The sequence below is a fragment of the Frankia sp. CcI156 genome (genome assembly GCF_001983015.1).
GTDB lineage: Bacteria > Actinomycetota > Actinomycetes > Frankiales > Frankiaceae > Frankia > Frankia casuarinae.
Map to the genome: position 1 here is coordinate 1 of NZ_MOMD01000057.1, position 16,639 is coordinate 16,639.

Annotated in this window: 12 protein-coding genes, 1 tRNA gene and 1 pseudogene; 8 read left to right on the forward strand and 6 right to left on the reverse strand. The window is 69.5% G+C overall.

Annotated elements, in window-relative coordinates:
* The first annotated feature begins 196 nt into the window (after positions 1-196).
* Positions 197-1,768, forward strand: a complete 1,572-nt coding sequence (locus CcI156_RS18665; RefSeq protein WP_076807237.1) for an aldehyde dehydrogenase family protein — start codon at positions 197-199, stop codon at positions 1,766-1,768.
* Here the strand turns inward: CcI156_RS18665 and CcI156_RS18670 are convergent.
* Positions 1,753-2,562, reverse strand: coding sequence for a polysaccharide deacetylase family protein (locus CcI156_RS18670; RefSeq protein WP_076807202.1), 810 nt, complete (start codon positions 2,560-2,562; stop codon positions 1,753-1,755). The two genes, CcI156_RS18665 and CcI156_RS18670, sit on opposite strands and share 16 nt — an antisense overlap.
* 315 nt (positions 2,563-2,877) lie before the next feature.
* On the opposite strand from CcI156_RS18670, the gene CcI156_RS18675 reads away from it, so the two are divergent.
* A complete protein-coding gene (locus CcI156_RS18675) occupies positions 2,878-3,615 on the forward strand; it encodes an SGNH hydrolase domain-containing protein (RefSeq protein ID WP_076807205.1) in 738 nt (245 codons plus the stop codon).
* A gap of 106 nt (positions 3,616-3,721) precedes the next feature.
* Here the strand turns inward: CcI156_RS18675 and CcI156_RS18680 are convergent, their stop codons facing one another.
* Both CcI156_RS18680 and CcI156_RS18685 read right to left on the reverse strand, forming a co-directional pair.
* Positions 3,722-4,036 (reverse strand): hypothetical protein, encoded by a 315-nt coding sequence (locus CcI156_RS18680; RefSeq protein ID WP_011435485.1) that lies wholly within the window; start codon positions 4,034-4,036, stop codon positions 3,722-3,724.
* 144 nt (positions 4,037-4,180) lie between these two features.
* Complete coding sequence (locus CcI156_RS18685) at positions 4,181-8,146, reverse strand: ABC transporter ATP-binding protein (RefSeq protein WP_083718658.1); 3,966 nt, start codon at positions 8,144-8,146, stop codon at positions 4,181-4,183.
* Between the two features lie 541 nt (positions 8,147-8,687).
* Between CcI156_RS18685 and CcI156_RS18690 the strand changes: the two genes are divergently transcribed.
* Both CcI156_RS18690 and CcI156_RS27125 read left to right on the forward strand, forming a co-directional pair.
* Positions 8,688-8,760 (forward strand) — tRNA-Lys (locus tag CcI156_RS18690).
* Between the two features lie 52 nt (positions 8,761-8,812).
* The gene (locus tag CcI156_RS27125) at positions 8,813-9,220 is read left to right on the forward strand and encodes a hypothetical protein (RefSeq protein ID WP_035941847.1); all 408 of its coding nucleotides are present in this window, start codon (positions 8,813-8,815) and stop codon (positions 9,218-9,220) included.
* A 96-nt stretch (positions 9,221-9,316) separates the two neighbouring features.
* Here the strand turns inward: CcI156_RS27125 and CcI156_RS27130 are convergent.
* The 3 genes and pseudogenes from CcI156_RS27130 to CcI156_RS18720 form a co-directional block, all read right to left on the reverse strand.
* Positions 9,317-10,387: pseudogene (locus tag CcI156_RS27130) on the reverse strand (recombinase family protein); the annotation flags it as partial.
* A gap of 30 nt (positions 10,388-10,417) precedes the next feature.
* Complete coding sequence (locus tag CcI156_RS18715; RefSeq protein ID WP_023841658.1) at positions 10,418-10,663, reverse strand: hypothetical protein; 246 nt, start codon at positions 10,661-10,663, stop codon at positions 10,418-10,420.
* Between the two features lie 20 nt (positions 10,664-10,683).
* Positions 10,684-10,899: a hypothetical protein gene (locus CcI156_RS18720; RefSeq protein WP_023841657.1), complete on the reverse strand. Its 216-nt coding sequence runs from the start codon at positions 10,897-10,899 to the stop codon at positions 10,684-10,686.
* Positions 10,900-12,576: 1,677 nt separating this feature from the next.
* Here CcI156_RS18720 and CcI156_RS18730 point away from each other — a divergent pair.
* The 4 genes from CcI156_RS18730 to CcI156_RS18745 all read left to right on the forward strand — a co-directional run bounded on the left by CcI156_RS18730 (position 12,577) and on the right by CcI156_RS18745 (position 16,065).
* Positions 12,577-13,200, forward strand: coding sequence for a hypothetical protein (locus tag CcI156_RS18730; RefSeq protein ID WP_023841655.1), 624 nt, complete (start codon positions 12,577-12,579; stop codon positions 13,198-13,200).
* A gap of 166 nt (positions 13,201-13,366) precedes the next feature.
* On the forward strand, positions 13,367-13,777 hold the full coding sequence (locus CcI156_RS18735; protein ID WP_232235197.1) for an alkaline phosphatase family protein: 411 nt from the start codon (positions 13,367-13,369) through the stop codon (positions 13,775-13,777).
* A 132-nt stretch (positions 13,778-13,909) separates the two neighbouring features.
* Positions 13,910-15,367 (forward strand): NF041680 family putative transposase, encoded by a 1,458-nt coding sequence (locus CcI156_RS18740; RefSeq protein WP_076807207.1) that lies wholly within the window; start codon positions 13,910-13,912, stop codon positions 15,365-15,367.
* 53 nt (positions 15,368-15,420) lie between these two features.
* A complete protein-coding gene (locus CcI156_RS18745) occupies positions 15,421-16,065 on the forward strand; it encodes an alkaline phosphatase family protein (RefSeq protein ID WP_076807209.1) in 645 nt (214 codons plus the stop codon).
* Positions 16,066-16,639: the final 574 nt, after the last annotated feature.

The following is a 16,639-nucleotide window of genomic DNA, read 5'->3' on the forward strand; positions in this document are numbered from 1 at the left end:
CAGCACCAGCAGCACCAGCAGCACCAGCAGCACCAGCAAGATCATTGGATATCGAGCGGGGGCGATGAGTGACCACATGACGATTTATGCAGGAAATTACCGAGAGTTATTAATCTGATACAGTCATCTAAGAATCCTCGAAATAGTGGGCCGCTTTGCCTGGCGTGATCGGCGGATGACCGTCAATATCACCGGTATGGCCGCAGCATCCAGCAGCTCCCAGCCACGACTCCACATTAAGCCGGGTACCACCTGGTCCGAGGCGTTCACCACCTGCCGCCAGGTTGCCCCCGAGGCGTTCGACGAGGACCGCCTCCGTAATCTCTGGGGCGGGCACTGGCATCGAACTGGAAATCCACTGCACAGCCTGTCCCCCGTCGACGGCACACCGATCGCCGGGCCCCCGATGATCGAGCAGGACGAGGCCCGGGATGCGATCCGGGCCGCTCTCGACGACCACAAGCACTGGCGCGACGTGGCGCTGCCCGAGCGCAAGGCCCGAGTACGCGCCGCCGTTGACGCCATGGACGCCCACCGCGACCTGCTGGCTCTCCTGCTCGTCTGGGAGATCGGCAAGCCCTGGCGACTGGCGCGCACCGACGTCGACCGTGCCCTCGACGGGGTGCGCTGGTACATCGACGAGATCGACGGCATGATCGCCGGGCGCACCCCGCTACCCGGTCCGGTGAGCAACATCGCCAGCTGGAACTACCCGATGAGCGTGCTCATGCATGCCGTGCTCGTCCAGATCCTCGCCGGCAACGGCACCATCGCCAAGACCCCGACCGACGGCGGCGCCGCCTGCCTGACCCTGGYGAGCGCACTGGCCCGCCGGGAGGGTCTGCCGGTCTCGCTGGTCTCCGGATCGGGTTCCCGGCTGAGCTCGGCGCTGGTCCGCGCCCCCGAGATCGGCTGCCTGGCCTTCGTGGGCGGYCGGTCGGCGGGTGGCCAGGTCGCCGCTGCCCTGGTCGACACCGGTAAGCGCCACTTCCTAGAGCAGGAGGGCCTCAACGCCTGGGGTATCTGGGATTTCTCCCAGTGGGACGTGCTCGCCGCCCATCTGAAGAAGGGCTTCGAGTACGGCAAGCAGCGCTGCACCGCCTACCCCCGCTACGTCGTCCAGCGCCAACTGTTCGACAGGTTCCTCCAGATGTACCTGCCGGTGGTCTCCGGCGTCCGGTTCGGCCATCCCCTCGCCGTCGCCGACGACACCGACCAGCTGCCCGAGCTGGACTACGGCCCGGTCATCACCGCGGACAAGGCGACCGAGCTGGCCGCGAAGATCGACGAGGCGATCACGAAGGGCGGCGTGCCGATCTACCGCGGAGACCTCGCGGACGGCCGGTTCATCCCCGGGCAGGACACCTCCGCCTACGTGCCGCCGGTGGCGATCCTGAGCCCGCCGGCGTCGTCCGCGCTGCACCACGCGGAGCCGTTCGGCCCGGTCGACACCATCGTCGTCGTCGACTCGGAGGCTGAGCTGCTGGCGGCGATGAACGCCTCCAACGGCGCGCTGGTTGCCTCACTGGCCTGCGACGACGAGTCCCATGCCCGCCGGCTCGCCGGGGAGCTGCAGGCGTTCAAGGTCGGAGTCAACAAGCCGCGCTCCCGCGGCGACCGGGACGAGCCGTTCGGTGGCCGCGGCGCCTCCTGGAAGGGGGCCTTCGTCGGCGGTGTCCATCTGGCCAGGGCCGTCACCGTAGGCACGGACGCCGACGAGCGGCTCGTCGGCAACTTCCCGAGCTACTCCCTCTACCCGGCCGTCTGACCTGCCCGGCCGCTCCTGCCAGAAGGAGGATTCGACCAGGCCGGTAGGCCGTGCTCGGCGAGTGGTCCAAGGCGCAGGCCGGCGTCGTCGCAGCGCGCGGCGATCCCGGGCAGAGCCCCGAGCGCGCTGCGCCAGGCCCCGGGGGCCGATGTGCAGTCACAGTCGTGCAGCAGCACCGTGGCGCCCCCGCACAGGTCGGGGGCGAGGGTGCCCAGCACGCTGCCCGGCGTCGCCTCGGCCGTCCAGTCGCGTCCCCATGCCGACCACAGGACGGGGCTGAGGTCGAGGCGGCGGGCCGCGACGAGCAGCCCGGCCGAGAGGATGCCGTGYGGCGGCCGGACGAACCGCGGCGCGCGACCGGTGATCTCGACGACCAGGTCCCGGGTGCGGGCGAGATGGTCGTGCGTGGAGCGGGGACCGCGCAACAGCATCGGGCGATGATCCCAGCCGTGCACGGCCAGCTCGTGCCCGGCGGCGGCCATCTCCCGCGCCAACGTCGGTGCGCGTTCCAGCAGACCACCGAGGACGAAGAACGTCGCCCGCACGTCGAGTTCGGCGAGCACGTCGAGAAACTGTGGCGTGGACACGGGATCCGGACCATCGTCGAAGGTGAGCGCGACGTGATCGGGCGCGCCGAGCCCTGYGAGCGCCGGCGTCCACCGCAGCCGTAGTCGACGCAGTGTGGTGAGCGACGGAATGCCGTAGGTGAGCCCGGCCGCGCCGCCCAGGGTCAACGCCGTGGCGGCGGCACGGCGTGCCATGGCGGGCCTGCGCGTCGCAACGGACCGCGTCATGGCAAAAACTCTCCCACAGATCCGGTCTCGCCTTCCGACCGGCGCCCCCATGCCCACCGCCACGGGTACCGCCATGCCCCGCCCCCAGCCTCCGTCTCGGCCACGACCGCCCGCGCTAGCGGAGCTACTCGGGTCTCTGGATAGAACAGCTATGGGCGGTACGTTCAGTAATGTCCGCTCGTGGGGACGGCACACCCGTCACCAGAACAGCGCCGGGCAGGAAGCACGATGAGGTGGTGGGCAGCCGGGCAGGGTCGGACGTGATCGGGGATCCGGTGATACCGGCCGGCGCGGCGGGGCAGGAAGGGGCGGACCGTGCGGATCGGACGGYGGGGACCGATCGGCTGGCTGTTCGTCGTCGCGATCGTCCTGGTCGGGGGTGCCCTGGTGGTGAACAGGACCTCCGACGACAGGCCACGGGTGGCGTTGTGGGGCGACTCGCTCGCCTGGGAGGCGGGTGACGCCTTCGACGAGGCGGCCCGCGCGGACGGCGGGACCGCCGTGCTGGTGCGCACCTGGGGTGGCACGGCTCCCTGCGACTGGCTCATGGACATCCGCGACCAGGCGCGGCGTTGGCGGCCGACCACCGCGGTTCTGGTGTTCTCCGGCAACCAGGTGACGCCCTGTATGCAGGGTCGTGACCTGGTGACGGCCTACCGGGAGGACGTGACGAAGGCCGTCACGATGCTGACGAATCAGGGCATCGAAGTCGTCCTCGTGGATGCGCCGCCACGGCGTGACCAGACGGTCGACGAGGCCGGGATGACCCCGTTGGACCGCCTGTGGCGCCAGATCGCCGCGGAGCACGAACGTACCCGGGTGGTCCCCGCGGGTCGGGTCCTGACCATGGACGGCCGGTTCACCTCGACGATGCCCTGTGCCGCGGGCGAGACCTGCGAGCCCGGCGGGGTCGTCACGGTCCGCAGCCCCGACGGGGTCCACTTCTGTCCGTTGCCCCAGAAGCCGATGACAGCCTGCCCGGTCCCGTCCCCTGGCGCCGTCCGCTTCGGCACCGCGATCGCTCGGGAGACCCTCCAGCCGGCCGCGGGCTGACCGCCAGCCGACCGATCGGGGGCTGACCGAGGGCTGACCGGGCCGATCCACCATCTTCTAGGCTTCCCGGGCTTCCCGGGACCTCGTCGAGAATTCGCCGGAATGTTCAGGCGACCTTGCGGTGCATCCCGATCCGACGGCCGCTCAGCGAACGACGATGATCACCCAGCTCGTCGTGCCAGGAGAGGAACGTCTGATCGGGCGCGCCAACCTGGGAGAGCTTATAGGCGAGTTCGGCAGCGAGCGCCTCGACCTGGTGCGGCTGGTGGACCCGGACCCACAGACCGTGCTCGTCGAACGCGGCGACCCTGGCGCGGTCCCGCAGGTCGGCGTCCAGCCGGTCGGCGAGTTCACCTGGTGTGGCGATTCCGCTGGGCAGCCGTGGCCAGGCGATCTCCATCAACAGACCGTTCGCCTTCATGATCCCCTCCTCTGATCGCCGCCGGCCCCGGGTGACCGCTCGGTCGATCGGGGCGGCGGGCGGGCTCGCTCGTCGCCCCGTGAGGGCATCCCCTCAGACTTGAGGGCGAACCATGACATTACGGAATGAGGTCGCCCTCGCCGGTCAGCCAGCCGCTCGCCGGTCAGCACCGCTGTCCGCGGTCGGGCTGAGATCCACGGGCGTGACGGACTCCGCGGGCGTGACCGACTCCGCGGTGAAGGMGGCCCACAGGCGGGAATACGGGCCGCCGGCGTGCACCAGCTCGGCGTGCGGCCCCTGCTCGACCACCCGGCCGTCCGCCATCACGACCACCCGGTCGGCCCTGGCCGCCGTGGTGAGCCGATGGGCGACGATGATCGTGGTCCGCCGGGTGGCCACCGCCTCCGAGGCTGCCGTGACCGCAGCCTCCGTCGCGAGGTCGAGCGCCGCGGTCGCCTCGTCGAACAGCAGGATGTCCGGGTCGGCGAGCTCCGCGCGGGCGAGCGCCAGGAGCTGACGCTGGCCGGCGGACAGTCCCCGGCCGCGTTCGCCGACCAGATGATCGTAGCCGTCGGCCAGGCGGGTGATGAACGCGTGGGCGCCGACCGCCCGCGCCGCCGCCACGACCTCGGCGTCGGAGGCATCCGGCCGAGCGTAGGCGATGGCGTCCCGGACCGTGCCGGAGAACAAGAACGGCTCCTGCGGAACGACGCCGAGCCGTCGCCGGTAGGCGGGCAGGTCGAAGTCGCGCACGTCAACACCGTCCACCCGCACCGCGCCCTCGGTCACGTCGTAGAACCGGGCGATCAGCTTCACCACCGTGGACTTGCCCGCGCCGGTCTCCCCGACCAGGGCGACTGTCTCCCCCGGGGCGATGCGCAGGCTCACCCCGTTCACGGCGTTTCCCGCCGGCCCCGCGTTTCCCGCCGGCCCCGCRTTCTCCGTCCGCGCGGCAGTGCCTCCCACGTAGGCGAACCGGACGCCGTCCAGGACCACCTCGCCGGCCAGCCGTCCGACCGGTCGCGGGTACTCGGCCGACGGCGTCGAGGTCGGAGTCCGCAGCAGCTCGGAAAGCCGGCGCAGACCGACCCGGGCCTGCTGATAACCGTCGAACACCTGGGACAGTTGCTGCACCGGCGCGAAGAAGAGGTCCACGTAGAGCAGGAACGCGAGTAGTGCTCCCGGCGACAGGGATCCGCCGACGGCCAGGTGGGCGCCGATTCCCAGCACGAGAGCACCCGCGATCCGGGAGAGGAACTCGACGAACGGGAAGTAGAGAGCGATCATCCGTTGTGCCCRCAGCCGCGAGCGGCGGTAGCTGTCCGCGAGCTCGCGGAACCTCGCCTGGTTGACCGCTTCCCGGCCGAACGCCTGGGCGATGCGCAGCCCGGTCAGGTTCTCCTGCAGCGATGCGTTGACGGCGCTGACCCGTTCCCGGGACTCGGTGTAGGCGGCGGAGGAGCGACGCCGGAACACCACCGTCACCACGATCAGGATCGGCAGTACGGCGACGACGACCAGGGCGAGCTCGGCGTCCAGCACGATCAACGCCACCAGGACGCCGAAGAAGGACAGCAGGCTGACGATGGCGGTGGTCAGGCCGGTCTGCAGGAAGGTCGACAGGGCGTCGACGTCGGTCGTCATCCGGGTCATGATCCGGCCGGCGAGCTCGCGCTCGTAGTAGTCGAGCCCGAGGCGCTGCAGCTGCGCAAAGGTCTTCACCCGCAGGATGTAGAGCAGCCGCTCCCCCATCCGGCCCGTGACACGGGTCTGCCACACCTGCACCGCCCAGTTGACCAGCACCACCGCCAGCGCGACACCGGCGGTGGCGAACAGGACGTCACGTGCCCCGACGCTCACGCCGGCGTCGACGGCATGCCGCACCAACGCTGGCAGGGCGAGACCCGCGACGGCGTCTGCCGCCACCAGCAGCAGGCCCAGGATGAGCGGCCAGCGGACCACGGCCAGCAGCCGGTGCAGCGAGAATGCCGGGTCGGGGGCGGCCGCCGCAGCCTGGTCGACCCGCGGCTCGTCGAGCGCCGGGGGCAGGGCGTCGACCCGGGCGAGCAGGTCGGGGGTCGCCGGCATGTCACCGAAGGGGCCCCCGCCGCCGAGCCCCCGGCCGAGACCACCCCGGGTAGCACCACCCCGGAGAACATTTCCCTTTCTTTTCCCTTGCCTACTTCCTTTCCCTTGCCTACTTCCTTGCCTATCCAGAGCCTTTTGCGTCTGATTTATCCCTCTGGACAGGCAAGAAAGGCCGGGGTCGGGAGACGGGGACGGGGACGAGAGCTGGTCGGGAAGGCCCTCGCCGGGGCCGGCGAGCAGATGGCGGAACAGAGGACATCGGGCCGTCAGTTCGGCCTCGGTCCCGACGTCGACGATCCGGCCGGCGTCGAGCACGGCGATCYGGTCGGCAAGGCGCAGGGTGGAGCGCCGGTGCGCGATGAGCAGAGTGGTGCGGCCACGCATGATCGTCCGAAGCGTGTCATGGATCTCGGCCTCGATCCGGGCGTCCACGGCCGAGGTCGCGTCGTCGAGGAGCAGGACGCGGGGATCGGTGAGTAGCGCGCGGGCGAGCGCGACGCGCTGGCGCTGGCCGCCGGAGAGGGTCAGGCCCTGTTCTCCCACGACGGTGTCATAGCCGTCGGGCAGGCCGCGGATGAAGACGTCCGCCTGCGCCGCCCGCGCGGCCGCGATGATCTGGTCGTCCGTGGCACCCGGCCGGCCGTAGGCGATGTTCGCGCGCACCGTGTCGGAGAACAGGAAACTGTCCTCGAAGACGACCCCGATCTGCGCCCGCAGCGACGACAGTGTCACCGTGCGGATGTCCACACCGTCAAGGCGGACCGTCCCGGCCTGGGGGTCGTAGAACCGCGGCAGCAGCATCGCGACCGTCGACTTACCCGAACCGGACGTGCCGACGAGGGCGACCGTCTCCCCCGGTTCGATCCGCAGGCTCACGTCCCGCAGCACGGGGCGAGACGGAGCGTAGCCGAACGTGACACTGTCCAGGTCGACCAGCCCGCGGATCCGGCCAAGGCGCACGGCGTCCGGCCGGTCCGTGATCGCCGGCTGCGAATCGATGATCTCGAAGATGCGTATCGTGCTGGCCTTGGCCTGCTGGCCCACGGTGAGCAGACCGGCGAGGGTCCGCGTCGGCCCGATCAGGGCGCCGAGATAGGTGCTGAACGCGAGGAAGGTACCGAGGGTGATCCGGTCCGTCAGCGCCAGCCAGCCGCCGAGCGCCAGCACCGCGACCTGGCCGAGCGCGGGAACGGCCTGCATCGCCGCACCGAACCTGCTGGTGATGCRCACCGCACGCATCCGAAGCGCGAACAGCCACCGGGCGTCCACCGCCAGCCGGTCCAGCTCGCGGGCCTCCTGTCCGAACCCCTTCACCACCCGGACGCCGGCGACGGCCTCTTCGACCGCTCCGGCAACCTCGCCAGCCTGCTGCTGCGCCGCCCAGGTCGCCGGGAAGACCGTGCGTCGGGCGCTGTAGCCGACGATGAACAGCGCCGGCCCCAGCGCGAGCGCGATGACAGTGAGCAGCGGGGACAGCCAGGCCATCACCACAAGGGACACGACGAAGAGCACCAGGTTGCCGCTCATCATCGGCAGGTAGGACAGCAGACCCTGGACCACGGTGACGTCCGAGATCGCCCGGCTCACCACCTGCCCGGTCTGGAGCTGGTCCTGCCGGGCCCCGTCGAGGCGCTCGATGGCGCTGAAGACGGCGTCGCGCAGGTCGTACTGGACGTCGAGGGAGAGCCGACCACCGACGTAGCGTCGGACGAACGCGGCGGCGAAGACGACGACCCCGGCCCCGAGCAGAATGGCGACGTAGGGTGCGAGAGAGTGGCGGTGCGTGACTACGACGTTGTCGATGACCTGCCGCTCGACCAACGGGACGGCGGCCGTGACGAGCGTGCCGAGCAGCGCGGCGCCGAAGGCCAAGGCGGCGTTGCGGCGGTACACGAGGATCTCGCGGAGAATCCTGCGCAGCCAGCCGGCCGCCGGTTTCTCCGGCCCGGCCTCCTCGGCTTTCTCCGGCCCGGGCGCGGCAGGCTCCTCGGCTGGTTGGGGCCGTGGGCGTGGGCTGGGCAACTGCGATCGCTCGACGGGAGCCGGAGCCGGATGCGGACTGGGGTCCGGCCGATCCGGCGGTCCGTGCGAGGGACGGGCCGTGTCAGCGGACGATGCTTCGGAGCTCGCGGTGGGCCTCCAGGTCGTCAGGTCCGATTCGGTACCCGCGTGACGCCGGTCCGGATCGGACGCGAAGGCTGGGACGAGACGCCAAAGCCGCCGCGTCCCAGCCTCACCGCGGTGTCCCAGCCTGACCGTACGTCCGGCAGGCCCGCGGCGTCGGCCACGTCATGTCTATCAGCGAAACATTCCTGGAACCCCGCTGATGCCCGTCACGGCTCCGAGCCGAGACCACAGGAAGCCGCGGGTCCCGAGCAAGGTCCCGAGCGAGCAAGGTCCCGAGCAAGATCAGCCCCGGAGGACACACAGGGACCCCGGAGCCCCCGCCATCGGCGATCTCCAAGGTGGCCGCCGGTACCGAGCGCCGCGCCCGCACCCCCCGGCCACTCGTCTCCAGCGCCTGGTAGAGTTCTGCATGTCGCCGCGGGGACGCGGAGGCAACGCGCCGCTAGCTCAATTGGYAGAGCAGCGGACTCTTAATCCGCGGGTTCGGGGTTCAAGTCCCTGGCGGCGCACCCGGGTATTCATTGCGCGAACCGGTCCCTTCGGGGCTGTTGTGGCTGGTGGGTGGGCTGCGACGGCGGTCAGGGTGGGTGGCTGGTCGTCGTCGGGGTCGGGTTGTGGGATGCGGAAGACGGGTATGAGCCGGTCGGGTCCGCTGATCTTGACTTCGGCGATGAGTGCTTCGATGAGTGCTTTGCGTTGCTGGTTGGTGCCGGTCTTGATGACGATCGTGATGTTCGCGGCGATGGTGTCGAGGGCGGCGGGGGCGGGTGTGACGGGTTCGCGGGCGATCTGATCGGTCAGTTCGCTGTGGCGGTTGCGGAGCTGTTTCTGTTGGGTGCGGAGTTTCGCGAGGCGTTCCCCGATGGTTTCTTCGTCGATGGTGCCATGTTCGAATGCGGTGAGGTAGCGGTCGATCGCCCGGTTGGTCTGGGTGAGTTCGGTGTCGACGGTGGTGAGTTCGGTGCGTAGGTCACCGCGGGCGTTGCGGTGGGCCTGCTGGGCCCTTTTGACGGCGTCGGCGATGAGGGTGTGCTGCTCGCGGTAGAAGTCGGCGAGGGCTTCGAGGACGGCGTGGTCGATGGCGTCGGCGTCCAGTCGGGGGGCGTCGCAGCGGTCGGAGCCGTAGCGGTTGCGGGTGAAGCAGGTGTAGTAGCGGTATTTGCGGCCATGGCGGCCGGTGGCGCGGGTCCCGAGCATGGTTTTGCCGCAGCGGGGGCAGCGCATCCGGCCGGTGAGGTGGTAGTCGGAGGCGTTGGAGGCCCGGCGGGAGTGGGCTTCGCTGCGGGCGGTGAGCAGCCGCTGGGCGTCGTCGAAGATGGCCCGGTCGATGATCGGCTGGTGGGTGTCGACGACGACGATGTCCCGGAACGATGCTTCGCCGAGGTAGACGCGGTTGTCGAGGTAGCGCAGGACCTGGTGACCGGTCCACTGGTTACCGCTGCGGGTGCGGTGTCCGCGGTCGTTGAGGGTGGTCGCGATCGCGCGGGCGCCGAGCCGGCGGCGGGTGTAGAGCTCGAAGATCGCCCGGATGATCGCGGCTTCGGGTTCGTAGGGGATGAGGGTCCAGGTGGGCTTGTCGACGTGGTAGCCGTAGGGGGCTTGGGTGCTCATCCAGCGGCCTTCGCGGGCTTTACGTTCCATCCCGGCGACGACGCGRTCGATGATGGTGTCGCGTTCGAACTGGGCGAACATGGCCAGCATCTGCAGGAGCATGCGGCCCATCGGGGTGGAGGTGTCGAACGGCTCCGTGGCGGACCGGAACACGACGCCTGCCTCGTCGAGGTCTTCCAACAGTTGGACGGTGTCGCGCAGGTTGCGGGAGAGCCGGTCGACCCGGTAGACGAGCAGGACGTCGATGAGTCCGTTGCGGGCGGCGGCCAGTGCGCGGTGGAGATCTTTGCGGTCGGTGCTGGCGCCGGAGGCGTCGTCGGAGAACCGCAGCGTGATCTCCCAGCCGGGTTGGGAGTCGACGTAGGAGCGGAGCCGGTCTTCCTGGGCGTCGAGGGTGTAGCGCTGGTGGTCGTCGTCGGTGGAGCGGCGTAGGTAGATCCCGACGCGGACGGTGGCGGGCAGGGTGCTGGCGAAGGCGTCGCGGGTGCGGGGGCTGGTGACGCGGCGGGCGTTGGAACGGGGCATGGCCGGGCGGCTCCAGGGTTCAGACGGGGGTCAGACGTGTCGCCGGGGCGGGGTGTGGACGTCGTGCCGGTGGGGGCCGGTGGCGGGCTGGTCGGGGATGAGATCCCGCCCGAGGTGGGCGTCGAGGAACGCGCGGATCCGGTCGTGCTGGGCGTCGAGGGAACCCGGGCCGGCGGCGTCGGGCCGGTGCCGCTGGTAGACGGCGACCCGCAGCAAACCGGGTGGGCTGGCGGCGGGTCGGCGCCGCCAGGGCAGGCGTTGGCGGGTGATGGGCATGGCGTTACCCCCCCGGGGTATTAGGCGGCGTCGTCCTTGGCAGGTGGGGCGGGCCGCTGCTGCTGCCAGTAGGTGATGAGCGCGGCGAGCGCGCGGATGGCGGCACGTTCCTGGTCGTCGGTCATCGGTTCGGTCTCGATCCGTTCGATCTCCACGTGGCGGGTGTCCCGCAGCGGCACCACGCCGCTGTCGTCGTCGGAGTCGTGGGGGTGACCAGGGGTGGTGCCAGCCGTCATATCGCCTCCAGGCGTCGGGAAAACGAGGGGTGCGCAGGGCAGGGGTGAACAGCCGCTGCCGGCGGGGCACGGAGCGGTGTCCGGGGTGGTTCTGGAAAGAGTAACGCCATGCCGGGCCGGATGATGCCCAGGAAAGCAGGGAAAGAAACCCGATTCGGGATCGGATCGTGGACAGAGGAACACCGGAGCCGGGTGCGGATTCCCCTCGCCGGGAAAGCCGGGGGTCGGACCGGGAACGGGTCCGGGTCCGGACCCCGACTCACCCCGGGGTGTTCGTGGGGAATCCGACCGCGGCGGCGGGTCGACCGCTGCCGGCGGCGGCCCCGCAGGCGGCTCGGGCTGCGGCTGCGTGCCGCTGGCCTCCTGTGCTGCAGGTGATGCGGGCCGCAGGGCCCGCGGTGGGTGCGGGTCGGGTGGGCCGGTGCGGCCGGGATCGGGGTGGGCCGGGTCGGGCACGAGGCGGTCTCCTCCACGGGCCGAAAATTGCCGTCGTAGAGGAGACCGGTTTCTGGGCCTGTTTTTGCCATTCACCCTCCAACTTTATTGATAGATCTTTTTTATGGGTCGCGTGCACGGTCCCGCTGTGCATGCCCAGCGGGCCGCTGTGCATCGCCGATTTTCGCTGCTGATTAGTCAAGAATGGCGACCACCCACCGGACCACCAGAGGTAAAGATCGACATGTGCCGCGACGTGCATTCACAGCGATTTCTAGTCTGCATGAACTAGTTCACCCGAACCATGATCGCTGGGCACAGCGATCATGCCCGCGAAGATCGCTGTCATGTCCCAACAGCAGGCACGGACCGACTCCCTCCGCAAGCTGCAGACCGCACGCCACGCCCTGCCGTCGGGTGCCTTCCAGAGGCCATCACCCACGAGGAACCGGTGTCCGGCGCCCGCCGGCCTGCCACATGCTGGCGACCTCGACCGGCATGCCGGTCGAGGCCCTTACCCCAAGACGACCCGCGCACCGCCCCGACCGTCCGGGGGAGCACCAACCGGATCAGCACCACCCTCCGTCGTCCGCACGCCGACCCCGGGGTCCGGGTCCGGACCCGGACCCCGGGGTCGGTCGACAGACTGGGCCGTATCCCGACCGGCTAGGCCGACCACAGACCCACCCGCAGCCGTCAACCGCGGCCCCGCCCGACCGGACCCGAAGCGACACGGAACGCCCGGCCCGGCCAGAACGGCGTCGCCGACGCGACAGCAAGACCCGAAGGATCGACACCACCGGCGGCGGAGCCGGCCGAGACGACCGGCGGAACCAGGAACCAGGAACCAGCGCCACCGCCGGGATTGGACGGAACCAGCTCGCCCAGCACGACCGGCGGGGACCGGCCAGAACGGGGGCACCCGCGGGACCGTGCGTCGTCGAAGAAGCCGGCCTCTCGGTGACGGACCGCGGCGCGGCTGGCGGCTCGGCCTACGTGGCCCATCCGCTGGTCACGGCCCCGCAGCCCTCTCGCTGTGCGGACGCTGGCATGCCCGCGCCGGCCAACCGCCGTACCACCAGCCGCCTGCCGTCTTCCCTGCTCAGCGGGGCACTACCAGCCGGTCTATCTGGCCATGACGCGTACGACCGCGGGTCCGCACGCGCAATTCTCACCCAACAAAGACGAAACCGCTACGCACAGCGATACCGGTGTCCGTTATCCTTCCGGGATATGGCACGTGTGACGCCCGCTCTGGACCGTCTCACCGAGACCGCCAGAGCCGATTACCTGCGCAACATCACCCATCCGGAGATGGTGGGGACCGGCCTGCCCCAAGGGATGACCATGGGTGAGATGCTCGCGTCCAAAACGATCGCCTCAGCAGGCGCGAACAGCTACCTGCAACTCAGCTCCCTCGTCACCATGGCCGTACCACGGCTGTACAACCTCAGGCGTGGGCAAGCCCCTTTCGAATCCGACGAGAAAATCCTGGAGCAGGCAATAGGCGACCCCGCCCTACACGGCGTCGGCAAAGAGATCACCGCGAACGTCGGCGCACTGGTCTGGGACGTCGACGACTATCTGACCGGCCTGCTCTCGCAGACCGTCACCCAGCTTCCCGACCCGCAGGTGAGCGCGCTCCTGCTGGAGCTGTGGCACATCCGTGAGGAGGAGTTCGACCCCGACGCGCCCGGCAGTGAAGTCGACCTCAACGCCGACGATGCCATGTCCGCTACTTTCGATCATCCCCAGCACTACCTGCTGGACCTGATCGTGGACACGATCATCGCTCGGCTCATGAAACGCCACGGCCCCGAACTTCTCCTGGCCTGGGCAGACGCCGTCGGCAAAGCCAGCCGATAGCACCCGCCAGCCTGAGATGATCTGTGATCGCAGCTGGGCGAAAAGACAAGTATCCATCCGTTTTAAGCGAAAGCCGCAAATCATGAGATCACCGGTGCCGGCCTGTCCGAGGGGCACTCTCGCTGACGTCATGCCGTCGTTGCTGGCAGGGCTGGGGGTTCCGGGCATGACAAACGTTCTGGGGCTACCCGGAGCGTCCAGGGTGTGTCTGCTCTTGGTAGATGGCTTGGGATGGCGGCTGCTGCAATCGTACGACACCGAGGCGCCATTTCTATCCGCGCTGGCTACGGACCGCGAACCAATCATCTCAGGATTCCCGACGACGACGGCAACGAGCATCGCCGCGCTCGGCACCGGCGTTCCCTCCGGCGAGCACGGAATCGTGGGCTACACCTTCGCCGTCGGCGTCGGCGCCGACGCCGACGCCGACGAGCTGCTCAACGCGCTGCGATGGCAACGACACGGGCAAGGACCACCCATCGACCTGCGGGCGCGGATCGTTCCCGAGCAGGTGCAGCCACGTCGAACCGTCTTCGAGCGTGCCATCGACGCCGGTGTGGAGGTGCGTCTAGCTTGATCTTTAACCTTGGGCGTCGAACGAGCCGTCGTCTGTGATCACTCGGCTCGGAGGCCACTGTTCATGTAGGCAGCCTTCGGCTGATCATGTTTTCCGACCAAGGCGCACACGCTCGGCACGAAAGCTGTGAGGATGAGTCTGCTGCATGATGCTGCCCGGCAGGAGYCGTTCGCGGAACTGTCTCGTTTCCGGTACGAGTTCTACTCCTGCCTGACCCGGCGAGCCGATGCGTTGTTCGAGCTGGCTGACGCCGTMCTGTGCGCGGACGGCCCTGTGCGCTCGCTGGTGGAGCTGTCGCTGGTGGGCGAACACCGGCGCGGGCACGGTGGCCTCTACGATGCGGTGGCGGCCGGACGGGTGGACATCGCCCGGCTACAGCGGGCCGTGGCCGGGGTGTCGTTGCCACGGGCGGCCGACGGCCGGCTGGTCCTAGCCGCCGATGTCACCTGCTGGCTGCGGCCCGACGCGCACACGTCACCGCAGCGGATCCTGTGCCACACCTACGGACGTGGCAAGGACCAGCACATCCCCGTCCCCGGCTGKCCGTACTCGGTGATCTGCGCGCTGGAGACAGGCCGTAGCTCGTGGACCGCGCCGCTGGACGCCCTGCGGCTGGCACCCGGAGACGACGCCGCCGCGGTCACTGCCCGGCAGATACGCGAGCTGGTCGAGCGGCTGAGGGCAGCCGGGCAGTGGAAAGACCACGACCCGGACATGCTCATCGTGGTGGACGCCGGCTACGACGTGCCCCGCCTGGCCTTCCTGCTCCGCGATCTGCCGGTCCAGGTGYTGGGCCGGATGCGCTCCGACCGCGTCCTGCGCCGCGCGGCACAGCCCCGCACCCCCGGCACCTACGGCCGCCCGCCCCGCCACGGTGGCGAGTTCGTCTTCGGTGACCCCGACACCTGGACCACCCCCGACCAGGCGACCGTGACCGACACCCGTCTCTACGGCACGGCGAGTGCACGGGCCTGGGACCGGCTCCACCCGCGGCTGACCCACCGCTCGGCATGGGCCGCCGACCTGGGTGTGCTGCCGGTCATCGAGGGCACCGTGATCCTTCTGCAGGTCGAGCGCCTGCCCAGCGGGGCCAACCCCAAGCCTGTCTGGTTGTGGTGGTCAGGCACCGGCGCCACCGCCGCTCAGGTCGACCTGCTCTGGCAGGTCTTCCTGCGGCGTTTCGATATCGAGTACACCTTTCGACTGTTCAAGCAGACCCTCGGATGGACGGCACCGAAGGTCCGCACCCCCGAGGCGGCCGATCGCTGGACCTGGCTGATCCTCGCCGCCTACACACAGCTGCGTCTGGCCCGCCCGCTGGCCGCCGACCGACGCCGACCATGGGAGAGACCCAGCCCACCCGACCGTCTGACACCCGCACGCATCCGCCGCGATTTTCGGCACCTGCGCACGAAGACCACCTGCCCCGCGGCAGCACCGAAACCCTCCCGACCCGGCCCCGGCCGGCCACCCGGCCGCAAGAACACCCAGCCCACTCCACGCCATGACGTGCACATAGTCGGCAAAGCGGACCTCACCCAGCGGCGGACGAAGAAGTCCWCGACCCCACGACCACGCCGCACAGGTTAAAGATCAAGCTAGTCGCACCGCATGCGCAGGACGGCAGCGGCTTCACCCGCGCCGTGCTGCGCGGTGGACGGTTCCGTGGAGTCCACGCTCTCGGCGACCTCGCCAGCCATGCCCTGGAAGCGCTGCACAGTCACGACCGGGTCTTCTGCTACGCCTACCACGGTGATCTCGACACACTCGGCCACATTTACGGGCCAGGCAGCGAGCCCTGGCGGCAGCAGCTGGCCCTCATCGACCACCTGGCGGCCCGGATCACCACGGGGCTCCCAACGGACAGCATGCTCGTGATCACAGCAGACCACGGCATGGTCTCCGTCACTGACGGCGACCAGATCGACCTCGACACCGAGCCGATGCTGCGAGACGGCGTACGGATGCTCGGTGGCGAGGCGCGCGTCCGACACGTCTACACCGAACGTGGCGCAACCGATGATGTCTGGTGCACCTGGCACGACGTTCTCGGCACGCGAGCCCTGGTGTCCCACCGAGATGAGGCCATCGATAGGGKATGGTTCGGTCCGCAGATCGCCGCCGACGTCCGCCCACGCATCGGCGATCTCGTCGTCGCCGCCCTGGACAACCTCGTCATGGTGCGATCGGAAGTCGAACCCACGTCGAGCCGATTCATCGGCCACCACGGCTCACTCACCTCTGACGAGCTACTCATCCCGCTCCTGCACGCCTCGAACACGAAGTAGCGCCTTGGCCCCCTGCGCCGCCCCCTTCGCGGACACGCAAGGAGGGGTCCTGGGCCGGGGGCCATACTGCGCGAGCGATTCGGCGTCCGTCCCCGGCGGACTGGCCGAACTGGGGCCCGCCGCTGTCACCGTTTCCGCAGCTCAGCCGTCCATGTGAGCGTGAGGGCAGATGTTCGCAGTGAAGGGAATGACTCGTACCCCGGAGCCGGAGCATCGTCCATGAAGCAAGGCTCCTCACCACGACATGATCMTGAATCCGGCGCAGGAAGGGATCTCTCCCGCTTCCTTGCCTGCCGGGAGCACCGAGACGAGGGACACCTTGATGACGGCAAGTGGCGAGTGCGCCCAGATCACCGCGCGGGCCAGCCCGGTCTTCACAGAGCTTCCGAAGTTCCAGATGACCGGTGCGACAGGATGACGAGGGTGCTTGCAATGGGYCCCAAGCTAGCGGCCTCCCCTGATCGAGCAACCGGCCCAACCCGACCCGGTACGCGAGAAGCCCACGTTAACGGGCCCGAGATTGGCMGGATCGCCTGCGGGCGACGGCCCGAAGGTGCTATACACAGATAGTCAG

What these genes read in the sequence shown, in the direction of transcription:
- CcI156_RS18735 (WP_232235197.1), top strand. Translation starts at nt 13,367, where the DNA reads ATGACAAACGTTCTGGGGCTACCCGGAGCGTCCAGGGTGTGTCTGCTC.
- CcI156_RS18680 (WP_011435485.1), bottom strand. Translation starts at nt 4,036, where the DNA reads ATGAAGGCGAACGGTCTGTTGATGGAGATCGCCTGGCCACGGCTGCCC.
- CcI156_RS18715 (WP_023841658.1), bottom strand. Translation starts at nt 10,663, where the DNA reads ATGCCCATCACCCGCCAACGCCTGCCCTGGCGGCGCCGACCCGCCGCC.
- CcI156_RS18720 (WP_023841657.1), bottom strand. Translation starts at nt 10,899, where the DNA reads ATGACGGCTGGCACCACCCCTGGTCACCCCCACGACTCCGACGACGAC.